Source organism: Rhodothermales bacterium (genome assembly GCA_039944855.1).
GTDB lineage: Bacteria > Bacteroidota > Rhodothermia > Rhodothermales > JANQRZ01 > JBBSMX01.
This window is the reverse complement of sequence record JBDUXZ010000020.1, coordinates 38,948-59,472: the sequence shown is the minus strand read 5'-3', so window position 1 is coordinate 59,472 and position 20,525 is coordinate 38,948. Positions and strand designations below refer to the sequence as shown.

At 70.6% G+C, this 20,525-nt stretch carries 17 protein-coding genes; 9 read left to right on the top strand and 8 right to left on the bottom strand.

The window, feature by feature from the left end:
- On the bottom strand, nt 1-1,860 hold the full coding sequence (locus ABJF88_09300) for a thioredoxin-like domain-containing protein (protein MEP0547117.1): 1,860 nt from the start codon (nt 1,858-1,860) through the stop codon (nt 1-3).
- Between the two features lie 132 nt (nt 1,861-1,992).
- Between ABJF88_09300 and ABJF88_09295 the strand changes: the two genes are divergently transcribed.
- Nucleotides 1,993-3,657 (top strand): hypothetical protein, encoded by a 1,665-nt coding sequence (locus ABJF88_09295; GenBank protein ID MEP0547116.1) that lies wholly within the window; start codon nt 1,993-1,995, stop codon nt 3,655-3,657.
- A gap of 65 nt (nt 3,658-3,722) precedes the next feature.
- Here the strand turns inward: ABJF88_09295 and ABJF88_09290 are convergent, their stop codons facing one another.
- The 3 genes from ABJF88_09290 to ABJF88_09280 all read right to left on the bottom strand — a co-directional run bounded on the left by ABJF88_09290 (nt 3,723) and on the right by ABJF88_09280 (nt 7,206).
- Nucleotides 3,723-4,322 carry an ABC transporter substrate-binding protein gene (locus tag ABJF88_09290; protein ID MEP0547115.1) on the bottom strand — a complete coding sequence of 200 codons (600 nt, stop codon included), beginning with the start codon at nt 4,320-4,322 and terminating at the stop codon, nt 3,723-3,725.
- Between the two features lie 64 nt (nt 4,323-4,386).
- Nucleotides 4,387-5,805, bottom strand: coding sequence for a TolC family protein (locus ABJF88_09285; protein MEP0547114.1), 1,419 nt, complete (start codon nt 5,803-5,805; stop codon nt 4,387-4,389).
- 84 nt (nt 5,806-5,889) lie between these two features.
- Nucleotides 5,890-7,206, bottom strand: a complete 1,317-nt coding sequence (locus ABJF88_09280; protein MEP0547113.1) for a sorbosone dehydrogenase family protein — start codon at nt 7,204-7,206, stop codon at nt 5,890-5,892.
- Nucleotides 7,207-7,275: 69 nt separating this feature from the next.
- On the opposite strand from ABJF88_09280, the gene ABJF88_09275 reads away from it, so the two are divergent.
- From ABJF88_09275 to ABJF88_09260, 4 genes are all read left to right on the top strand, one after another.
- Entirely contained in the window at nt 7,276-7,569 is a 294-nt protein-coding gene (locus tag ABJF88_09275) for a DUF721 domain-containing protein (GenBank protein MEP0547112.1), read from the top strand.
- Between the two features lie 14 nt (nt 7,570-7,583).
- Nucleotides 7,584-8,138 (top strand): hypothetical protein, encoded by a 555-nt coding sequence (locus tag ABJF88_09270; GenBank protein MEP0547111.1) that lies wholly within the window; start codon nt 7,584-7,586, stop codon nt 8,136-8,138.
- Between the two features lie 187 nt (nt 8,139-8,325).
- A complete protein-coding gene (locus ABJF88_09265; protein MEP0547110.1) occupies nt 8,326-8,796 on the top strand; it encodes a GNAT family N-acetyltransferase in 471 nt (156 codons plus the stop codon).
- Nucleotides 8,797-8,891: 95 nt separating this feature from the next.
- Nucleotides 8,892-9,683 carry a M12 family metallo-peptidase gene (locus tag ABJF88_09260; protein ID MEP0547109.1) on the top strand — a complete coding sequence of 264 codons (792 nt, stop codon included), beginning with the start codon at nt 8,892-8,894 and terminating at the stop codon, nt 9,681-9,683.
- A gap of 1 nt (nt 9,684) precedes the next feature.
- Here the strand turns inward: ABJF88_09260 and ABJF88_09255 are convergent, their stop codons facing one another.
- From ABJF88_09255 to acpP, 4 genes are all read right to left on the bottom strand, one after another.
- The gene (locus ABJF88_09255) at nt 9,685-12,537 is read right to left on the bottom strand and encodes a serine/threonine-protein kinase (GenBank protein ID MEP0547108.1); all 2,853 of its coding nucleotides are present in this window, start codon (nt 12,535-12,537) and stop codon (nt 9,685-9,687) included.
- A 46-nt stretch (nt 12,538-12,583) separates the two neighbouring features.
- Complete coding sequence (locus tag ABJF88_09250; GenBank protein MEP0547107.1) at nt 12,584-13,171, bottom strand: sigma-70 family RNA polymerase sigma factor; 588 nt, start codon at nt 13,169-13,171, stop codon at nt 12,584-12,586.
- A gap of 214 nt (nt 13,172-13,385) precedes the next feature.
- Nucleotides 13,386-14,654, bottom strand: a complete 1,269-nt coding sequence (fabF, locus tag ABJF88_09245) for a beta-ketoacyl-ACP synthase II (protein MEP0547106.1) — start codon at nt 14,652-14,654, stop codon at nt 13,386-13,388.
- 207 nt (nt 14,655-14,861) lie between these two features.
- Nucleotides 14,862-15,110, bottom strand: a complete 249-nt coding sequence (gene acpP, locus ABJF88_09240) for an acyl carrier protein (protein MEP0547105.1) — start codon at nt 15,108-15,110, stop codon at nt 14,862-14,864.
- Between the two features lie 229 nt (nt 15,111-15,339).
- Between acpP and metK the strand changes: the two genes are divergently transcribed.
- The 4 genes from metK to ABJF88_09220 all read left to right on the top strand — a co-directional run bounded on the left by metK (nt 15,340) and on the right by ABJF88_09220 (nt 20,519).
- Nucleotides 15,340-16,524 (top strand): methionine adenosyltransferase, encoded by a 1,185-nt coding sequence (gene metK, locus ABJF88_09235; GenBank protein MEP0547104.1) that lies wholly within the window; start codon nt 15,340-15,342, stop codon nt 16,522-16,524.
- A gap of 117 nt (nt 16,525-16,641) precedes the next feature.
- Complete coding sequence (locus ABJF88_09230) at nt 16,642-17,919, top strand: adenosylhomocysteinase (GenBank protein MEP0547103.1); 1,278 nt, start codon at nt 16,642-16,644, stop codon at nt 17,917-17,919.
- Nucleotides 17,920-18,032: 113 nt separating this feature from the next.
- Nucleotides 18,033-18,791, top strand: coding sequence for a creatininase family protein (locus ABJF88_09225; GenBank protein ID MEP0547102.1), 759 nt, complete (start codon nt 18,033-18,035; stop codon nt 18,789-18,791).
- Nucleotides 18,792-18,926: 135 nt separating this feature from the next.
- A complete protein-coding gene (locus tag ABJF88_09220; GenBank protein MEP0547101.1) occupies nt 18,927-20,519 on the top strand; it encodes an amidase in 1,593 nt (530 codons plus the stop codon).
- Nucleotides 20,520-20,525: the final 6 nt, after the last annotated feature.

The following is a 20,525-nucleotide window of genomic DNA, read 5'->3' as shown; positions in this document are numbered from 1 at the left end:
TCAGTCGGGCGGCGGTACGGCGATGCGCACGGTTGCTTCGGCGGGAGCGTCGGCATCGACGGTGAGCGGGATGCGGAGGGCGATGCGGTGGAGGTAGCACGTCCCGCCGCCGTCGGCGCAGAAGTAGACCGCGCCGTCGAGCGTGAGTGCGGTGTCGCCATCGCGGAGGGTGAGGGGGAGGCGGAGGGGCGAGTCGGCCGTCTGCGGCCGGTCGGTGTCGGGGCGGGCGATGCCTTCGTCGTCGGAGGTGAGACGGAGCGCGCCGGGGTCGAGCGGGTTCGGCTTGAACCCCGGCGGGAGGGCGATCTCGACGAGGAGTTCGCCGTTGCCGGGCACGAGCGAGATCGGCGCGTGCTCCTCCGGCGCGGCGCGCTCGGCCACCGGCGCGGCGAGTGTGAGCGTGCGGACGCTCCCGGTGCGGAGGTCGGCAGTGCGCAGGCGGTGGTTGTTCGTGTCGGCGACGAAGAGCGTGGCGCCGAGCACGCACAGCCCGCTCGGCTCGTCGAACGAGGCGATGCCCGGCGGGCCGTCCGCGAGGCCGGGGGTGCCGGTGCCGAGCCACGTCGTGAGCGCGCCGGTGGCCGGGTCGTACCGCCGGATTTTGTGGTTATACGTGTCCGCGATGAGCACCGCGCCGCCGTGGACGCTGACGCCGAGCGGGTGCTGGAGCCGCGCCTCGGGATAGCTCCCGTCCACGTCGCCGAACACGAAGAGGCCTTCGCCGACGAGCGTCTCGACCGCCCCCTCGGGACCACCGCTGAGCGGAACGCGGCGCAGGCTGCTCGTCTCGCTGTCGACGAAATAGAGCCAGCCATCGGCCGCCGCGAGCCCGCTCGGCTGGGCGAGGAGGGCGCGGAGCCGGGGGCCGTCGACGAGGTTCTCTTCGCCGGTGCCCGCCCAGACTTCGCCCCGCCCCGTCGCCGGGTCGAACGCCCAGAGCTGGTGCGGCCCGGCCATCGCGACGTAGAGCACGCCGTCGTGGAGCAGCACGTCCCACGGCGAGTTCAGCGGCGAGCGCGTGCCGTCCGCCTCGCGGGCGCCGTAGCGCGCCTGCCGCCCGTCGCCGGCGAGCGTCGTGACCGTGCCTGCGCCGAGGTCCACGACGCGAAGCGCGTGGTTGCCGGTGTCGGCGACGAAGAGACGGTCGGTCGCGGGGTCGTAGCACGTCCCTTGCGGCTGCCGGAACGCGACAGTGTCGAACGCGCCGTCATCGAGCCCGGCATCGCCGTAGCCGACGGCGTGGAGCACGCGGCCCGCTGAATCAGTGACGAGGAGGCGGTGGTGGTTCGAGTCGCTGACGAAGAGGCGGCCGTGCGCGGCGTCGGCCGAGACCTTACCGGGGAAGCGGAGCATCGACGCGGGCGTGGTGTCGGGCTCGGGCGCGGGCTCGAACGGAGTGCGGACGAGGTCGCCCGCCTGTTCCGCCACGGGGACGAGGCGTTCGAGCGCGGCGTCGATGGGCGCGAAGACGCCCTCGCCAGATTTGGAGGCGACGATGTAGCCGCGCGGGTCGACGAGGAAGAACGTCGGCCACGCCTTCGCGCTCCACGCGTCCCACACCGCGAAGTCAGGGTCGGAGACGACGGGGTGCGTGATGCCGTAGCGGAGGACGGCGTGGCGGACGGCCTCCGCACCCCGCTCGTGCTCGAACTTCGCCGAGTGGACGCCGATCACGACGAGTTCGTCGCGCCACTTCCGTTCGAGCCGGTCGAGGTCGGGGAGGACGTGGAGACAGTTGATACAGCAATACGTCCAGAAATCGAGGAGGACGAACCGGCCGCGCAGGGCGCGGAGCGAGAGCGGCGCGGGGGTGTTGAACCAGGCGAGGCCGGGTGGGAAGTCGGGGGCGCGGACGGCCATACGGGTGGGGGCGGGCTAGAGGAGTAGACGGGGATGCGAACCGATGGTTCGGCGGCGAGTTGGTCGGAGGCCGTACCTTGAGCCGCTCGGCCTCGCCCCCGCCGCGTCCCCCCTCTCTCGCTTCCACCGTTCATGCGCCTCGCTCGTCTGCTCCCCGTCCTGCTGCTCCTCGTCGCCACGGCCGTTTCGGCGCAGCAGACCGCCCCGGCGGAGCCCGATTCGGCAGGGGACCGGATGACGGTCGGCGACGGCGAGACGGCACGCGGCGTCGTGTGGCGCCAACCGGACAGCCTCGACGCCGCGCTGCGCGACCTCCGGGCGATGCGCGACGCCGGCATCACGGCCGTGCGGACGGACCTCGTCACGCGCGGGTCCATCCTCCGCACCGCCGACCTCTTCGGCCTCGTCGTCTACCAAGAGCTCGCCGTCGCCGACCTGCCGGCGGCCCGCCTCGCCGACACGCTCGCGTTCGCGCAACGCGAACTCGGCGCGGCGCTCGCCCTCGCGCAGGGCCACCCCTCGGCCCGCGCCTTCGGTCTCGCCCGCTTCGCCGACACGAGCACGCCCGAGGCCTGCGCCTACTTCCGCACCCTCACCGACCTCGTCCGCTCGGACGGCCCGGCGGGCGCTCGGACGTACTACGTCTCCCGCTTCGTCGAGGACGACGTCTGCGACGAGACCGTCGACCTCGTCCTCCTCGACGCGCGCGAGCGCGACCCGCTCGACCTCATCGAGCGGTGGCGGGCTGGGCACGACACGCCCGTCGGGATCGGGTTCTTCGGGGCACCGGTGAACGACGAGGTGCGGGGCGGGTACCGCACGCCGCGCTCGCCCGCGTCGCAGGCGCGGTTCATCGAGGACGGGCTTGGCGCGCTGTTCTCGCTGGAGCCGGCGCCCGCCGCCGTGTTCGTGTTCCGGTGGCGCGACGGCGTCGAGGCCCCGTTCGGCCTGCTGTCGAGCGAGGACGCGCGGCGCCCGGCCTACGACGTCGTGCGGGGGTTTTACACGGGGCGGCAGCGGGTCTTCGCCTTCGACGCGGGCACCGCGCCGATCGCACGCGAGGGGGCGTCGACGTTCGTGCTGCTCGGGTGGGCGATCGTGATCCTGCTCGCCGTGCTGTTGTGGTTGGCGCCGCGGTTCCGGCAGATCGTCCCGCGCTACTTCACACGCCACGCCTACTACCGCGAGACGCTCCAGCGCGGCCGGGCGGCGGAGGACGCGGCGAACCTCGGGTTGGCCGCCGCGGTCGTGCTCAGCGCGGGGCTCATCGGTGCCGTGGCGCTGGAGGCCGCGACGCAGACCGTCGTGATTGAGGCGACGATGAGCGGGCTGCAACCGATTACGCAGGCGCGCGTGCTGCGCGTGCTCGACACGCCGTGGGCGGCGATCCTGATGATCGGGCTGTTCTACGCGGTGTGGCTCGTGCTCAACATGGTGTGGATGCTGCTCCTCGCCGGGAAGCGCCACCGCATCCGCCCGGCGCAGGCGCTCACGCTCGCGGTGTGGAGCCGGTGGCAGGTGCTGGCGCTGATGGTCGGGGCCGTGCTGCTCGCGGCGCAGTCGGCGGAGACGCTGCGGTGGGTGCCGCTCCTGCTCTCGCTATGGGCCTTCGCCGAGCTCGTGGCGGGCGTGCGGATGCTCTACGACTTCGGGCGTGTGACGCGGGTGCCGATGCCGCGCGCGCTCGTGCTCGGGCTGGGCGTCCCGCTCGTCCTCGCCCTCGTGCTCGGCGCCGGGGCTTTCCTCGTGGCGCGGCCCGAGCTGTCGTTCCTCTGGCACCTCGCCACGAAGCAGTAGGCCACAAAAAAGTAGGGGCGACCGGCCGGTCGCCCCTACGGGTCGTCGGATATCGAGCGGAGAGTTTACGAGCGCGCGAGGCGCTTGCGGAGGCTCGTCATCAGCTTCTCGTAGCCGGCTTCCGCGCCCTGCCGCTTCATCACGCGCTGGAACGAGGTGGCGTAGCCCTCGACCGTGCCGGTCCCGTCGATCACGATGTCGGTGACGTACCACGCATTGCCCTTCTTCGCGAGGGCGTAGTCGACCGCCGCGTTCACGTCGCCGGAGCGGGCCGTCGTGCGGGCAAGGGCGGTGGCGCCGTTCACGTCTACGTCGCCGTACGTCACGCGGGCGCGGTAGAGGTCGAGGTCGGCGAGGGACTGGGCGCGGACGACGCCGCCGAACACGTCGACGAAGGCGGTGCGCTGGGCGACGCTGAGGTCGCTCCAGAACGGGCCAAGCGCGCCTTTCGCCATCGCCTCGAAGTCGATGACGCCGTTGACGACGTCGCGGAGCTTCTCGCGCTGCGCGGCCGTGGGCGTGCCGCTCGGGCCGAGGATGGACTTGATCTCGGCGTCGCGCTGGCGGAGCATCTGCTGGATCTCGCCTGACTGCGCGGAGGCGGGGGCCGCGGCGAACGCGAAGGCGAGAAGCGCGAGGAGGACGGGGGTCAATCTGTTCAGCATCGGGGTCAGGGTGTCTGTCGGAACGGCGGCGCGGGGCCTGCCGGGTGGTGGGAATCGGGGTCGGTCACTCGCCGATTGCTTGTTCAAACAGCGTGCCGCGCTCGACGCGCTCGGCGAGCACGCCGGCCGCGTGGAGGAGCCGGAGCACGGCGACGTTGTACGTCTTCACGGCGTCGAGCCGCGCCGCCCGCCCTTCGAGGTCGGCGCGGACGGCGGCGATGAGGTCGTCGACGTCGCCGAGGGCGAGGTCGAAGTTGATCTGCTCGGTGCGGAGCCACTCGCCGGTGATGGCGACGGTCTCGTCCCGCGCCGCGAGCGCGGCCTCGGCGATGCGGAGCTGGCGGAACGCCTGCTCGACCTCGAAGAGGACGAGTTGCTCGGCGGCCTCCTGCTGGAAGCGGACCTCGTTGCGCTCGGCCTCGGCCTGCGCCACCTTCGCGCGCGTCTGCAAAAACGTGAGGTCCTGCCGGATGCCGAGCCCGAAGCGCAGGCCGGAGCCGAGGAACGAGTCGCCGATGAACGGATTGCCTTGCTGGACGCGGCCTGCGGCGTAGCGCCCCGTCGCCGTCCCCCCGAGGAACAGCTTGGGGTAGTAGTCTGACTTGGCGACGTCGACGAGCGCATCGCGCGCCCGGAGCCCCGCCGCCGCCTGCCGCAGCTCGGGCCGGCTCGCGAGGCCGAGCGCCTGATACGTCGCCAAATCCTCGACCTCGAACGGGACCGGCTCCAGCGTCCCGCCGCGCACGACGACGCCCGGCCGCAGCACCTGTCGCCCGAGCCCGGAGCCCGCGAGCGCCTGCTGCTCCCCGACCTCGGCGCGCCGCCGGAGGTACTCCTGTTCGAAGAGGCGGAGCTGGAAGAGGTCGGCGTCGGTGACCGAGGGGTCGCCCTCGTCGAGCAGCCGCTCCAACTCGCCCCGCGCGGTGCCGAGCGCCTCTCCCGTTTCGACGGCGATCGCGGCGAGCGTGTCGGTGAGGAGGACGTTGTAGTAGAGCTCGCCCGTGCGGAGGGCGACCTCGCCCGCCTTCGCCGCGACGACGGCGTCTTCGACGGCGACGCCTGCTTCGGCGGCGCGGATCGTTCCGCCGAGCTGGCCCCACGTGAAGAGGGGCTGGAGGAGCTCGGCCTTGAATTCGTTGTAGGGGCGCGGGTCCTCCCAATCGTTGCGGACGCCGGGGTCGAGGTAGAGTGCGTCGCCGGGGAGCGTCGAGCCGTTGCGGTCGAGGCCGGGGGCGATCGCGTGGCCCGTCGTGACGTTGAACTCGGTGAGGAAGCGGGCGGCGCGCGCCTGGCTCGCCCGCGCCGCCGCGAAGTCGCGCCCCGCCCGCTCGATCGCGACCTCGGGGCTCCCGTCGAGCGCGAGCCGCATCGCCTCGGCCACGTCTACGACGAGCGTGTCGGGCGCTGGCTGGGCGAGGGAGGCGGGGGCAAAAGCGAGGAGGAGAGCGAGCCGGCGGAGCATGGAGCGGGGAGGGAAGCGCATCGGGAAAGATAGCGGAGGCGGCGGGACGGCACAGCAGCCGAGGCTCCGCGCCGCGAAGTAACGCGCGACTCCGCGCTCGGCGCGCTACTCCCCGAAGGAGACGCGGTAAATCCGCCCGTTCATCTCCTCGGTGAAGAGCAGGCTCCCGTCCGGCAGCACGAGCACGCCGACGGGCCGCCCCCACGTCGTCGGCCCGCTCGGGTCGGTGAGGAAGCCGGTGAGGAAGTCCTCGTAGCCGCCCGTCGGTCGCCCGTCCGCAAAGGGGACGAACACGAGCTTGTAGCCCACGCCCTGACTCCGATTCCACGAGCCCCGGTGGGCGACGAACGCGCCGCGCCGGTACCGCTCGGGAAACTGCGTGCCGTCGTAAAACTGGAGGCCGAGCGCGGCCGAGTGCGCCTCGAAGAGCACGTCCGGCGTGACGGTCTGCGCGGCGAGGTCGGGCCGCTGGCTTCGGCCCTCGTCGGTCAGGCGCGGGTCGAGGTTGTCGGGCGTGAGGTAGGCGTAGGGCCAGCCGTAGAATTCGTCCTGCTGGATGCGCGTGAGGTAGTCCGGTACGAGGCCGTCGCCGAGCCGGTCGCGCTCGTTGACGGTGGTGTAGAGCGCGCCCGTCTGCGGGTGGAAGGCGAGCCCGACGGGGTTGCGGAGGCCGGAGGCGAACGTCGTCTGCTCGCTCCCGTCGAGCCGCATCCGCTGCACCGACGCGCGTGGGAGGGGCTCCGGGTCCGCGTTCGACGCCGAGCCAATCGAGACGAACAGGTGCTCGCCGTCGGGGCTGGCGACGACGTTCCGCGTCCAGTGCTGGTTGTAGCCGCCGCCCGGCAATTCGGCGATTCGCTCGCCGCGCCCGTCGAGCGCGCCGCCCGCGTACGCATAGCGCCGGACCTCGGCCGAGTTGCCGAGGAAGAACGAGCCATCCGCAAACGCCATCCCGAAGGGGATGTCGAGCCCGTTGGCCGCATCGGCGAACGTCGAGCGGTCGTCGGCCGCGCCGTCGCCGTCGGTGTCGCGGAGCCGTCGGATGCGGTTCTCGCGCGTCTCGGTGACGAGCACGTCGCCCTCGGGCGTGAGCGCGAGCCAGCGTGGCTGGTCGAGCCCGTCGGCGAAGACGTTGACGCGGAAGCCCTCGGGCACGAAGAGGACGGGGTCGGCGGGCACGTCCACGACGTTCGGCCCCTTCCGCGCCGACTCGGTGGCGTAGGGCTCGGGGAGGTCGGCGAGCGTCAGGGTATACGCCTGCGGCGCGAGCGGCTCCGTGCGGATCGCGTCCGGCGGATCGTCGGAAGGCGTCGCGGACGGCTCCGTCGCGGTCGGGCGGACGGACGCGTCGGGCGACGGGGGCGCGTCGGCCGTGCAGCCTACGAGGAGGGGGGCGAGGACGACGAGGGGAAGCAGACGCATGGCGGTGGGGGCGAGGGCGGGGTATCTTTGGCTTCGTAACGCTCTTGCACGCGCTCCCGTTCTCCGGTCATGGCCTCCTCCAACACTCCGCAACCCCTCGGCGCCGTGATGCGCGAGCTGATCGACCGGCTCGGCTTCCGCGAGAAGATCGACGAGGCGCGGGCGGTCGAGACGTGGGCGCACCTCGCCGGGCCGCAGATCAACGGGATGACGGAGCAGGCGTGGGTCCGCGACGGCAAGCTGTTCGTCAAGATCCGCTCAGCGACGTGGCGGCACCAGCTCCACCTCCAGCGCCGCGCGTGGTGCGACCGCCTCAACGCCGAACTCGGGCGCGACGTGATCCAAGAAATCGTCTTCCGCTGACACTCCTTTGAACTATGGTCGGTAGCATCATCACTGGGGTTTTGGTCACCCTGGTTCTCTGGCTCTTCGCACGTTCGGCAGCACAGGCACCTGAGTTGGAAGAGGGCCGTTCCGTCATCGTGGCTTACCCCGGCGCGGTCGGGGGGGTAGGGATTGCGCTCCTGCTCATCGGGCTGGGTTTAATCGCGTTCCTGTGGGCCTCGCATGGGATACAATCTCCATCGGAATTGATCGCTCTCGTCGCGTTCGTGGGGCTGATCGCGCTCCTGACAGTGCCTATCATCGTGGAGGGGCGTCGCCGCATAAAGGTGGGAGCCCACGGCTTGGAAGGATATCTGGTAGGCGGCTCCCCGACACGCATCAGCTGGGATGAGGTGAGCGAAGCGCGGTTCTCGCGCTGGAGTGGCTATCTCACGCTTAAATCGAAAGACGGGCGGAAGATTCGCGCGAGCGCGTTTATGCGGGGAAGTGGTCACCTCGCAGACCTCATCCAACACCGGCCCGGCGTGTCGGGTGTGGGCGAGGCTGTGGCAGCGTTCTCTGCGTATCGGCGAGGCTACGGTATGTAGTCGTGTGGCAGGATCTTGCCCTTCGATTCTCAACCTCACCGTCATTGCGAGCAACCGGAGGGCGCGTGGCAACCCCGCAGGTCTCGGCGCAGCCCATCTCCCGATGTCAGCAGGCCGGAGGAGGTTGCTTCGTCGCTACGCTTTTCGCAATGACAACAGTGCTTGCGTTGCTTTTCTCCAGACGACTATGATTCGGCCCGCTCGACCTGACGACACCGATGCCCTGATGGCGATCGCCGACGCGAGCGGGCTGTTCCAGCCGCACGAGTTGGACGAGGTCGGCGGCATGCTCGCCGCGCACTTCTCCGGCGACCTCGGCCCCGACCACCACTGGCTCACCGATGACGAGGACGGCCCCGCCGCCGTCGCCTACTACGCGCCGGAGCCGTTTACTGACGGCGTCTGGAATCTCTACATGCTCGCCGTCCACCCGGACCGGCAGGGCGATGGGCGCGGGGCGGCGCTGGTCCGCCACGTCGAGGCGACGCTTGGGGCTCAAGGCGCTCGCCTGCTGCTCATCGAAACGTCGGGGCTGGCGGGGTTCGAGCGGACGCGGTCGTTTTACCAGAAGTGTGGGTACGTCGAAGAGGCCCGCATCCGCGACTACTACCGAGCCGGCGACGACAAGGTGGTCTACCGGAAATCGCTGACCCCGTAAGCCTTCGTTGCACGCCGACGCACGGGTTCTGCACCTCGTATCGTTACGACCCCGTCCCACACCGAGCCCAACACAGAACCATCCACCGCTCCTCAATGCGTCGCTCTCTCCTCTGCTCGCTCGCTGCCGTTCTCGCGCTGTCCTCCTGTGACAGCGGCTCGGAAGAACCGCCGGAGTCCGGCACGGCAATCACGGTGCTCGTAACGTACACGCCGGGCGTGCGCGCCGCCGTCGACGACGTGGAGGGGCTCGTCGCGCAGGCGTTCGACGAGACGAACGCGGTCTATGCGAACTCGGACATCGACCTCCGTCTGGTGCCCGTCCACCTCGCCGGAGTCACGTACGCATGGACGGACGACCGCCTCGTCGATCTCGAACGGCTCCTCCGCACCGACGACGGGGTGCTCGACGAGGTGCACACGCTCCGCGACCGCCATGAGGCCGACCTCGTCGTGGTCGTCTCCGACCGGCCGGGCACAACCGTCAACGCCGCCGTCATGGCCGAGGCGAGCACAGCGTTCGTGATCGTCCACTGGGAGGCGCTCGGGGCGCCCGGCTACGCGCTCGCGCACGAGGTCGGGCATCTGCAGGGCGCGCGCCACGCCTCGGACGAGGACCCTGAGCTGGCGCCGTTCGCTTACGGTCACGGCTTCCGCACCGACTCGCTGCGGACGATCATGGCGGGCGGGCGCGACCGCCGGTTGGTGCCCGTCTTCTCCGGCCCCGCGCAGACCTCCGACGGCGTGGTGCTGGGCGACTCGGCGTTCCACGACAACGCCCGCGTATTGCGCGAGACCGCCGTCTACCTCTCCAACTTCCGCGGCCCGCAGACGCCGACAGACTTCGTCCCGCCCGGCACGTGGCCCGTGCTCCCCGGCCTCCGCTGACTCATCCGCCCGCAGTGGTGGAGGGCCTCGCCCGAGCGTCGATCGTGTTGAGCTTGCTGAGGGCGGCGAGGGCCTGGCGGGTGAGGGCGTGGCCGCTGCCGCGCTTCTCCAGCAGCACGTCGCAGGCGGAGACGAGGAGCGGGCGGGCGGCCTCGTAACGGCCGAACTCCATCAGGCAGATGCCGAGCGCCGTGCGGGCCTCGGCCGTCCGCACGTCGGCGTCGCCGAACTTGGCCTCGCGGATGCGGAGGCTCTCGCGGAGCAGCGGCTCGGCATCTGCGAGGCGGCCCTGCGTGCTCAGGAGTTGGCCCTGTCCGAGGAGGGCGGCGGCGATGTCCGGGTGATCCGGCGGGAGCGTCGCGCGGAGCACGGCGACCCCTTGCTCGTAGAGCGGGCCGGCGTCCTCGAACTGGCCCATCGCCTGCAGGATGTCGGCGAGGGCGGTGTAGCCGTCGCCGACGCTCGGGTGCGCTTCGCCGAAGAGCTCGCGGTTGAGCGTGAGCGAGGCCTGCGCCAGCCGCCCGGCCTCGACGAGGTCGCCCTGCGCGAGGTTGACGGCGGCGAGGTGACGCTGGACGAGGGCGACGTAGCGGTGGTTCGGGCCGAACTGCTTGAGGTCGGCGGCGAGGACGCGGTGGAGGAGGAGCTCGGCCTCGTTGTACGCGCCGCGCTCTTTGAGGATGGCGGCGAGGTTGTTCGTGACCGTGGAGGTGTAGGGGTGCTCCTCGCCGAGCCGCTCCCGGTTGAAGGCGAGGACCTGCCGGTAGAGCTCCTCCGCCTCGTCGAGCTTGTCCTGGTCGCGCAGGACGATGGCGAGGTTGTTCTTCGCCGTCGCCGTCATGAGGTGGCCGTCGCCGAGGAGCATCCGGTGGAGCGCGAGTGATTCGCGGGCGAGGCGCTCGGCGTCGGCGTATTCGCCCTGGGCGCGGCGCAGGAGGACGAAGTCGTTGAGGAGCGCGGCGACCTCGCGGTGGTGCTCGCCGTGGTAGGCGCGGCTGATGGTGAGGGCCTCGCGGAAGAGCGGCTCCGCCTCGTCGAGCTCGCCTTTGCGCAGGAGCGTGAGCGCGAGCACGCCCATCGTCACGGCGACGTCGGGGTGGCGCGCGCCGAGGGCTTCTCGCCGCATGGCGAGGGCGGCGCGGCTCTGCCGCTCGGCCTCGTCGAAGTCGCTGCGGTCGAGGGCGAGGGCGCCGAGGGCGTGGAGGCTCGCCGCGACTTCGGCGCCCTCCGTCCCGAAGACGGGCTCACGCAGGGCGAGGGCGCGCTCGTAGAGCGACTGCGCCTGCTCGAAGTTGCCGAGCTTGACGTAGATGTCGCCGAGCACGGTCATCATCTCGGCCTGGAGCACGGGCTCCCCGGCGAGTTCGTCCTCGACGCGGGCGGCGCCCTGGGCGAGCAGCTCGCGCGCGGAGATCGTCCCGTCCGTCCGCTCCGACGGGTCGGAGAGCTCGAAGAGGCTGAGGAGGAAGTCCTTCACGGCCTCGGTCCGCTCCGCCTCGCGCTCGACCGCGCGGGTCTGGATGAGCGTGCCCGTGAGCCCCGCCGCGAGGAAGACGACGAGGGCCGTGACCGCGACCACGCCCAGGCGGTGGCGGCGGACGAACTTCCGCACGCGGTAGCCGACGGTCTCCTTCCGCGCCGTCACCGGGTGCCCGTCCTGATAGCGGCGGAGGTCCTCCACCATCACCTCGGCCGAGGCGTAGCGCCGGTGCGGCTCCTTCCGCAGCGCCTTGAGCAGGATCGTGTCGAGGTCGCCGCTGAGGCGGCGGCGGAGCCGGCTCGCGGGCTCGGCGCGCGCCGTCCCGACCTCGCCCGGCGTGACGGTCTCGACCGTGCCGTCGGGCTTGCGGACGTCTTGGGTGAGGACGACGACGGAGCTCGGGCGGATCGGGTCCTGCTCGCAGACGACGCGCTCGATCTCGACGGGCGTGCGGCGCTCGAAGTAGTACGGCCGGTGGCCGGTGAGGAGCTCATAGAGCGCCACGCCGAGGGCGTAAATGTCCGTCGCCGTCGTCACGGGGTCGCCGCGGACCTGCTCCGGGGCGGCGTACTCCGGCGTCATCACCTGCAGCCCGGCCTGCGTCTCGATGAGGGTATCCTCGGAGTCCGTTTCGTGGAGGAGCTTCGCGATGCCGAAGTCGAGCAGCTTGGGCACGCCCTCGGCTGTGACGAGGATGTTCGACGGCTTGATGTCGCGGTGGACGACGAGGTTGCGGTGGGCGTAGGCGACGGCCTCGGCGACGGAGCGGAACAGCCGCAGCCGCTCGTCGAGGTTGAGGCGGCGCTCGTCGCAGTATTCGGTGATGGGCTGCCCGTCGACGAACTCCATCGCGAAGTAGGGCTGGCCCTCGGCCGTGATGCCGCCGTCGAGGAGCCGGGCGATGTGGGGGTGCTGGAGGCGGGCGAGGATCTGGCGCTCCTGGAGGAAGCGGCGGAGGATCTCGTGGCGGCCCATGCCGGGCCGGATGAGCTTGAGCGCGACGCGCTGCTCGAACTGCCCGTCGGCGCGCTCGGCGAGGTAGACCGTCCCCATCCCGCCCTGCCCGAGCGTGCGGACGACGCGGTACGGCCCCACCGGCGCGCCGGCTTCGAGCGACGGCTCGGCCGTGGCCCGCTCGATATCCTCGATCAGCGTCGCCGCCCAGTCCGCCGCCGAGTCGTCGAGGAAGTCGCCGGCCTCGTCGTCGGCGGCGAGGAGCTGTTCGAGGTCGAGGCGGAGGGCGAGGTCGGGGCTCCCGTCCGGCATCCGGCACGCCGCGTCGAGGAAGGCCGCGCGGGCGTCCGACGGGAGGTCGAGCGCTTCGTCGAGCAGCGGGGCAAGGCGCTGCCAGCGGGCGGGATCGATCGCGAGCATGGCACCGGGAGAAGCAGAGGGGGGCGGCAGAGCGGGGCGCAGCGGTTCAGGCGGCAGCATCTTCGTTGAGCACCTGATAGAGGAAGGCGCGCGCCTTGCGCCAGTCCCGCTTCACCGTCCGCTCGGAGATCTCCATCACCTCGGCCGTCTCCTCGACCGAGAGCCCGCCGAAGAAGCGGAGCTCGACGATGCGGGCGAGCCGCTCGTCGAGCGTGCTCAGGTGCGCGAGGGCGTCGTCGAGCGCGATGATCTCGTGGGCTCGCTCGTCCACCGGCAACCCCATCCGGTCCTCGTCGAGGAGCGTGGGCACGACGTTGCCGCCGCGCTTGAGCGCGCGGCGGTGGCGCGCGTAGTCGACGATGATGTGCCGCATGGCCGTGGCGGCGACGGCGAAGAAGTGCTTGCGGTCCTGCCAGACGGCGTTCGACTGGCCGACCATCTTGAGGTAGGCCTCGTGGACGAGGGCCGTCGAGTTGAGGGTCTGGCCCGGGCGTCGCGCGGCGAGCTGCCGGTGGGCCATCGCGTGGAGCTCGCGATAGATCAGGGGGAACAGGTCGTTGAGGGCGTCGCGCTTGCCGCCGCGCAGCGTTTCTAATAACCGGGTGACTTCGCCCTGCATATGGGTCTGCTCCATGGGGCCGCCTCTTCGTAGCAGCACGGGTGAAACTCATTACTACCGGAACGTTACGCCATGTTCGGCTCCCATACAAGGGGATCGGCCGATTAACGGTGCGTGGCCATCCGGCCCCTGCGGCTGGCCGTGCTGCGCGGAGCGGCGGGAGGGAGCGACAAAAAAAGGGGCGGCGCATTGAGCGCCGCCCCCATTCTCTGCGTCGAACCGGCCGCCGCTACTCGGCGAACTTCTTGAAGACGACCGTCGTGTTGTGGCCGCCGAAGCCGAACGCGTTCGACATCGCCACGTCGACGGTGCGCTCGGCGGGCTCGTTGAACGTGTAGTCGAGGTCGCACCGCTCGTCGGGCACCTCGAAGTTGATCGTCGGCGGGACGCGGTCGTGCTTCACGGCGAGGATGCTCGCGATCGCCTCGACGGCGCCGGCCGCGCCGAGGAGGTGGCCCGTCATCGACTTCGTGGACGAGAGGCTCATTTCGTAGGCGTGGTCGCCGAAGACCTTCTTGATGGCCTGCGTCTCGGCCACGTCGCCGAGCGGCGTGCTCGTGCCGTGCATGTTGAGGTAGTCCACGTCCTCGGGCTCCAGCCCGCTCGTCTCGAGCGCCATCTTCATGGCGAGGCGGGCGCCCGCGCCCTCGGGGTGCGGGGCGGTGAGGTGGTAGGCGTCGGCGCTCATGCCGAAGCCGGTGACCTCGGCGTAGATCTTGGCGCCCCGCGCCTGCGCCTGCTCCAGGCTTTCGAGGATGAGCGCGCCTGCGCCCTCGCCGATCACGAACCCGTCACGCGAGGCGTCGAAGGGACGCGAGGCCGTGGCCGGGCTGTCGTTCCGCGTCGAGAGCGCGCGCATCGCGCCGAAGCCGCCGACGCCGATCTGCGTGATGGGGGCTTCGGACCCGCCGCAGATGACGGTGTTCGCCATGCCGTTGCGGATGAGCATGAAGGCGTCGCCGATGGCGTTGTTGCTCGTGGCGCAGGCGGAGACCGTGGCGTAGTTCGGCCCCATGAACCCGTGGCGCATGGCGATGAGGCCGGGTGCGATATCGAGGATCATGTAGGGGACGAAGAACGGCGAGAGCCGGCGCGGTCCCTCCGCGCCGAAGACGAGGGTCTGGTCTTGGAACAGCTTCATCCCCCCGATGCCGGAGCCGAAGACGACGCCGACGCGGGTCTTGTCCTCGTCCGACATCGCCGCCGAGTCGAGCCCGGCATCGGCGAGGGCCTGGTCGGCGGAGACGATCGCGTACTGCGAGAAGGCGTCCATGCGGCGCGCCTCCTTCTTGTCGATGAAATCCTCGGCGTCGAACCCCTTGAGCTCGCACGCGAACTGCGTGGCGAAGGGCTCGGGGTCGAAGTAGGTGATGGGCGCCGCGCCGCTCTCGCCGCGCATCATCGCCTCCCAATAGGATTCCGTCGTGAGGCCGATGGGGGTGAGGGCGCCCAGGCCGGTGACGACGACGCGGCGGCCGGGTGGAAGTGTGCCTTGCATAATGGCGTAGGTGGGCCGGGAGTAGGGAGGAGTCCGGCGTGGAGCGGAGGCCGTCCGCGCAGCGTGACGCATGGCGTGGCGCACAGCGCAGCGCGCGACGGGGCCTCAATACGGCGCGGGGACGGGGAGACGGGGCGGCACGGAGGCGAGGCCTCCCGTCGCGCCCTCTCCGCGTCCCCGCGGCACTGAAACGGTGCCTCGGGTGGGTTAGGCCGTGCGGTTGGCCTCGACGTAGTCGACGGCGTCGCCGACGGTGGCGATCTTCTCGGCGTCCTCGTCCGGGATCGTCATGTCGAACTCCTTCTCGAGCTCCATGATGAGCTCGACCGTGTCGAGCGAGTCGGCACCGAGGTCGTTGGTGAAGGAGGCGTCGCGCGTGATCTCGCTCTCGTCCACGCCGAGTTTCTCGACGATGATGGAGGTGACGCGGGCTTCGGTGTCGTTTCCGTTAGCCATGTTGGGGAGCTGGTAGGGTGGAGGAATGGCGGGTGTCAAACCGTAAAAAGCTACGGTGGGGGGGCGTTGAAAGCAATCCAACGTCGTGCGCATAAGGCGCGCACGGTGCGAAGTTCCGATTAGAACGGACGACCGGGCCTCGGGGGCGGCGTTGCTTAGTTGGAGCCGGGGGGATGCGGGCCTATTTTCAGGGCCGCTTTTCCTACCCCCTCCCCAGCATCCCGCACTCATGGCCTACCTCTTCACCTCCGAGTCCGTCTCCGAAGGGCACCCGGACAAGGTCTCCGACCAGATCTCCGACGCCCTCCTCGACGCCTTCCTCGCCAAAGACCCCAAGAGCCGGGTCGCCGTCGAGACGATGTGCACGACGGGGCTCGTCGTCGTCGCGGGTGAGGTCACGACGGAGGCGTACGTCGACGTGCAGGAGGTCGTCCGCCAGACCATCCACGAGATCGGCTACACCGACCCCGCGCTCCAGTTCGACGCGGCCTCGTGCGGCGTGCTCACCGCGCTCCACGCGCAGAGCCCGGACATCGCGCAGGGCGTGGACGAAGGCGCGGGCGTGGATAAGGACCAGGGCGCGGGCGACCAGGGGCTGATGTTCGGCTACGCCTCGACCGAGACCGACCAGTACATGCCGCTCGCGCTCGCCGCGTCGCACGGCATCGTTAAGAAGCTGGCGGACATGCGGAAGACCGGCCACCACATGCCCTACCTCCGGCCCGACGCCAAGAGCCAGGTCACGGTGGAGTACGAGGAGGACCGCCGCACCATCAAGCGCGTCCACACCATCGTCGTCTCGACGCAGCACCACCCCGACGCCACGCGCGAGCAGATCGAGAAGGACCTCCGCGCCTACATCCTCCCCCAAGTCTTCGACGATCTCGGCGCCGCCGATAAGCTCGACCTCGACGACGTCATCCTCCACGTCAACCCGACGGGCCGCTTCGTCATCGGCGGGCCGCACGGCGACACCGGGCTGACCGGCCGCAAGATCATCGTCGACACCTACGGCGGGAAGGGCGGCCACGGCGGCGGCGCGTTCTCCGGCAAGGACCCCTCGAAGGTGGACCGCTCGGCGACGTATGCCGCCCGCCACGTCGCGAAGAACATCGTCGCGGCCGGGCTCGCCGAGGAGGTCCTCGTGCAGGTGGCCTACGCCATCGGCGTCGCCAAGCCCGTCTCCATCACCGTCGATACGTACGGCACCGGGGCGATCTCCGACGCCGCGCTCGTCGAGGCCATCCGCGAGACGTTCGACCTCCGCCCCCGCGCCATCGTCGAGCGCTTCGACCTCCTCCGCCCGATCTACCGCCCGACCGCCGCCTACGGCCACTTCGGCCGCGACGGCTTCCCGTGGGAGGCGCTCGACCACGTCGCCGCCCTCAAAGAGGCGACGGCGCAGCATGCGTAAGTACGGGTTAGCGGGCGCAGGTTTTGGGTATTGGGTTAAGACGGCCGAATCCTAAAACTTGCGCCCGCCTCCCGCGTCTCTTCTCTTCCGAATCCCGAACCCCAAACTCCGAACCCGATGGACCACAAAGAAGGCGCGTACAAAGTCAAAGACCTTTCCCTCGCCGATGCCGGCCGGATGCGCATCGAGTGGGCCGAGAGCCGGATGCCCGTGCTCATGCGGCTCCGCGAGGAGTACAGCAAGACGCAGCCCTTCAAGGGCTACAAGATCACCGGCTGCCTCCACGTGACGAAGGAGACCGCCGTCCTCATCGAGACGCTCGCCGCGTGCGGCGCCGAGGTGTCGTGGAGCGGCTGCAACCCGCTCTCGACCAACGACGAGGTCGCCGCGGCCCTCGCCAAGGCGGGCATCGAGATCTACGCCTGGTACGGCCAGAACACCGAGGAATTCTACTGGTCCATCGACCGGACGATCGACAAGACGCCGGACACCACGCTCGACGACGGCGCCGACCTCATCTTCCGCGTCCACTCCGCGTTCCCCGAGAAGATGAAGGACATCATCGGCGGCTCCGAGGAGACGACGACCGGCGTCCACCGCCTCCGCGCGATGGCCGACGACGGCAAGCTCGGCTACCCCGTCTACGCCGTCAACGACGCCGAGACGAAGTGGGACTTCGACAACGTCTACGGCACCGGGCAGTCCACGCTCGACGGCATCCTCCGCGCCTCGTCGGTGCTCCTCGCCGGCAAGAACTTCGTCGTCGCGGGCTACGGCCACTGCGGCCGCGGCGTCGCGATGCGCGCGAAGGGCATGGGCGCCAACGTCATCATCACCGAAGTCCTGGCGACGGCCGCCCTCAAGGCCACGCTCGAAGGCATGCGCGTGATGACGATGGAAGAGGCCGCCAAAGTCGGCGACATCTTCGTGACCGCGACGGGCATGAAGGACATCATCCGCGGCGAGCACTTCCTCTCAATGAAGGAGGGCGCGATCGTCTGCAATACGGGCCACTATGACGTGGAGCTGAACCTGAAGGAGCTCGCCGAGCTCTCGAAGGACACCCGGATGATCCGCACCGACAACCGCGAGTACACCCTCGAGAACGGGAAGAAGGTCTACGTCCTCGCCGACGGCCGGCTCGTCAACCTCGCCGCCGCCGAGGGGCACCCGAGCGAGGTGATGGACATGAGCTTCGCCAACCAGTTCCAGGCCCACCTCGCCCTCATCAAGGCGCACGAGGCCGGGGAAGACGTGCCGAACAAGGTGCTCGACCTTCCGGTGGAGCTCGACCAGGAGATCGCCGGGATTAAGCTGGAGACGATGGGGATGAAGATCGACACGCTCACCGACGAGCAGGTCGCCTACGCCACGGACTACTCCGCCGGCACCTGATCGCAGCAGTTCGAGGCTGAACGACCGAGGGCCGTCCCGCAGCGCGCGGGGCGGCCCGTTTCTATATTTGCGACTGCCCCACCGCTGTCTGGCTTAGCAAGGCATCCCAACGTATGCGCCCTTACCTACTCGCCGAGGTTACGTGGGCTGAGGCCCGAGACGCTGACTACGCCGTCGCGGTGCTTCCGTGGGGCGCGACAGAGCCGCACAACTTCCACCTCCCGTACGCGACGGACACCACCCTGGCCGAAGGCGTCGCGGCTGAGGCGGCGCGGCGTGCATGGGAGTCGGGCACGCGCGTGGTCGTCTTGCCTGCGATACCGTATGGCGCGAACGCGATGCAACTCGGCCTCGGCCCGACGATTGATCTCAGCCCGAGCACGCAGGCCCACGTCTTGCGCGATATCGTGCGCAGCCTGGAAGCGGCCGGTATCCCACGCCTCGTGATCCTCAACGCGCACGGCGGCAACGGCTTCAAACCGCTTCTCCGTGAGCTGCAAGCGCAGACCGAGGTCTTCCTCGCGGCTGTGGACTGGTGGCGCGTCCTGCCTGCCGCCGACTATTTCGACGAGCCCGGCGACCACGCGGGCGAATTGGAAACGAGCGCCATGCAGCACCTCTGCCCCGACCTCGTACGGCCCCTCTCCGAAGCAGGCAGCGGTGCCGAGCGACGGTTCCGCGTGCAGGCACTTAGCGAGGGCTGGGCGTGGGCCCCGCGAGACTGGCGCCGGATGACGGCCGATACGGGGGTGGGCGATCCACGCGCTGCGACCCCCGAGAAAGGAGCGGCGTTCGTGGAAGCTGTGGTCGGGCGCATCGCATCGTTTATCGAAGAGTTTGCCGCCATGGATCCATCCGATCCGTACCTCTGAGTCGTCTCCGAGTGGCACCCTGAGCTATGGAAGGGCGCGCAGACGAGCGGGTGGCCTACGACACGGACTACTCGGCCGGTGCGGGCATCGGCCGAGCGGCTATCTTGCGGCTCTGCTCCGTATCCGCCGCCGCCCATGCCTCCGCTCCTTGCCGTCCGCTCTCTCCTCATCACGGTGGCCCTGAGTGCCCTTTCGCTCGGTCTCGCTCCGACGGCGCACGCCCAGCCAACGGCCTGCGCCGTCGACGAGGCCTCCGTCGTGGAGCTGCAGGCGGCGATGACGGAGGGGCGCTGCTCGGCGCGGCAGATCACCGAGGCGTACCTCGCCCGGATCGAGGCCCTCGACCGGAGCGGGCCGACGCTCCGCTCCGTCCTCGCCGTCAACTCCGACGCCCTCGCGCTCGCCGACGCGCTCGATGCCGAGCGGGTCGCCGGGACGGTGCGCGGGCCGCTCCACGGCATCCCCGTCCTCCTCAAAGACAACGTGGGCACGGCCGACCGGATGCCGACGACGGCCGGGGCGCTCGCGCTCGACGGCGTCATCGCCCCGGCGGACGCGTTCATCGTCGAGCGGCTGCGCGCGGCCGGGGCGGTCGTCCTCGGCAAGACGAACCTCAGCGAGTGGGCCAACTTCCGCTCGACGAACTCGTCGTCGGGGTGGAGCGCGCTCGGGGGGCAGACGAAGAACCCTTACGTGCTCGACCGCTCGCCCTGCGGCTCGTCGGCGGGCACCGGCGCGGCGATTGCGGCGAGCCTCGCCGCCGTCGGCGTCGGGACGGAGACGGACGGCTCGGTCGTGTGCCCGTCGTCGGCGAACGGCCTCGTGGGGATCAAGCCGACGGTGGGACTCGTCAGCCGCGCAGGCATCATCCCGCTCTCGCACAGCCAGGACACCGCCGGGCCGATGGCGCGGACCGTCGCCGACGCGGCGGCCCTGCTTTCGGCGATGGCGGGCGCCGACCCCGCCGACACGACGACGGCCGCCGCAGCCCCGCACCGCGCCGCCGACTACACCGCGTTCCTCGACGCGACCGGGCTCGAAGGCGCCCGCCTCGGGGTGCTCCGGGCGTCGCACTTCGGCGACAGCCCGGACACCGACCGGATCGCGGGCGAGGCCGTCGAGGCGATGCGCGCCGCCGGGGCCGTGATCGTCGACTCGCTCGGGCTCCCCGGCGGCTACCGCGGCGACGAGTTCACCGTCCTCCTCTACGACTTCAAGCACGACCTCGACGCCTACCTCGCCGCCCATCCGACGGCGCCCGTGCGGTCGCTCGCCGACGTGATCGCCTTCAACGAGGCGCACGCCGAGGCGTCGATGCCGTGGTTCGGGCAGGAGCTTCTGGAGATGGCGCAGGCGAAGGGTCCGCTCACGGACTCGACCTACCAGCGCGCGCTCGCCCGCAGCCGGGGCCGCGCCCGCGCCGGGATCGACAGCCTGATGGACGCCCACGACCTCGACGCGCTCGTCGCCCCGACGGGCAGCCCGGCGTGGCCGATCGACCTCGTCAACGGCGACCACTTCATCACGTCGAGTTCGCAGCCGGCGGCGGTGTCCGGCTATCCGAACGTGACCGTCCCGGCCGGGCTCGTGCACGGCCTGCCCGTCGGCGTGTCGTTCATCGGGCGGCGATGGAGCGAGCCGGTGCTGATCCGGCTGGCCTATGCCTACGAGCAGGCCACGCGCCACCGTGCACCGCCGCGCTATCTCCCGACGCTGCCGGATGAGTGAGGCGCG

Bases quoted from the DNA above. Each gene is read 5' to 3' on its own strand.
- ABJF88_09260 (MEP0547109.1), top strand. From the start codon at position 8,892: ATGCGTCGCTCTCTCCTCTGCTCGCTCGCTGCCGTTCTCGCGCTGTCC.
- ABJF88_09285 (MEP0547114.1), bottom strand. From the start codon at position 5,805: ATGCGCTTCCCTCCCCGCTCCATGCTCCGCCGGCTCGCTCTCCTCCTC.
- ABJF88_09270 (MEP0547111.1), top strand. From the start codon at position 7,584: ATGGTCGGTAGCATCATCACTGGGGTTTTGGTCACCCTGGTTCTCTGG.
- fabF (MEP0547106.1), bottom strand. From the start codon at position 14,654: ATGCAAGGCACACTTCCACCCGGCCGCCGCGTCGTCGTCACCGGCCTG.
- ABJF88_09230 (MEP0547103.1), top strand. From the start codon at position 16,642: ATGGACCACAAAGAAGGCGCGTACAAAGTCAAAGACCTTTCCCTCGCC.
- ABJF88_09255 (MEP0547108.1), bottom strand. From the start codon at position 12,537: ATGCTCGCGATCGATCCCGCCCGCTGGCAGCGCCTTGCCCCGCTGCTC.
- ABJF88_09265 (MEP0547110.1), top strand. From the start codon at position 8,326: ATGATTCGGCCCGCTCGACCTGACGACACCGATGCCCTGATGGCGATC.
- ABJF88_09300 (MEP0547117.1), bottom strand. From the start codon at position 1,860: ATGGCCGTCCGCGCCCCCGACTTCCCACCCGGCCTCGCCTGGTTCAAC.
- ABJF88_09295 (MEP0547116.1), top strand. From the start codon at position 1,993: ATGCGCCTCGCTCGTCTGCTCCCCGTCCTGCTGCTCCTCGTCGCCACG.
- ABJF88_09220 (MEP0547101.1), top strand. From the start codon at position 18,927: ATGCCTCCGCTCCTTGCCGTCCGCTCTCTCCTCATCACGGTGGCCCTG.
- ABJF88_09225 (MEP0547102.1), top strand. From the start codon at position 18,033: ATGCGCCCTTACCTACTCGCCGAGGTTACGTGGGCTGAGGCCCGAGAC.
- ABJF88_09290 (MEP0547115.1), bottom strand. From the start codon at position 4,322: ATGCTGAACAGATTGACCCCCGTCCTCCTCGCGCTTCTCGCCTTCGCG.
- ABJF88_09275 (MEP0547112.1), top strand. From the start codon at position 7,276: ATGGCCTCCTCCAACACTCCGCAACCCCTCGGCGCCGTGATGCGCGAG.
- metK (MEP0547104.1), top strand. From the start codon at position 15,340: ATGGCCTACCTCTTCACCTCCGAGTCCGTCTCCGAAGGGCACCCGGAC.
- ABJF88_09250 (MEP0547107.1), bottom strand. From the start codon at position 13,171: ATGGAGCAGACCCATATGCAGGGCGAAGTCACCCGGTTATTAGAAACG.
- acpP (MEP0547105.1), bottom strand. From the start codon at position 15,110: ATGGCTAACGGAAACGACACCGAAGCCCGCGTCACCTCCATCATCGTC.
- ABJF88_09280 (MEP0547113.1), bottom strand. From the start codon at position 7,206: ATGCGTCTGCTTCCCCTCGTCGTCCTCGCCCCCCTCCTCGTAGGCTGC.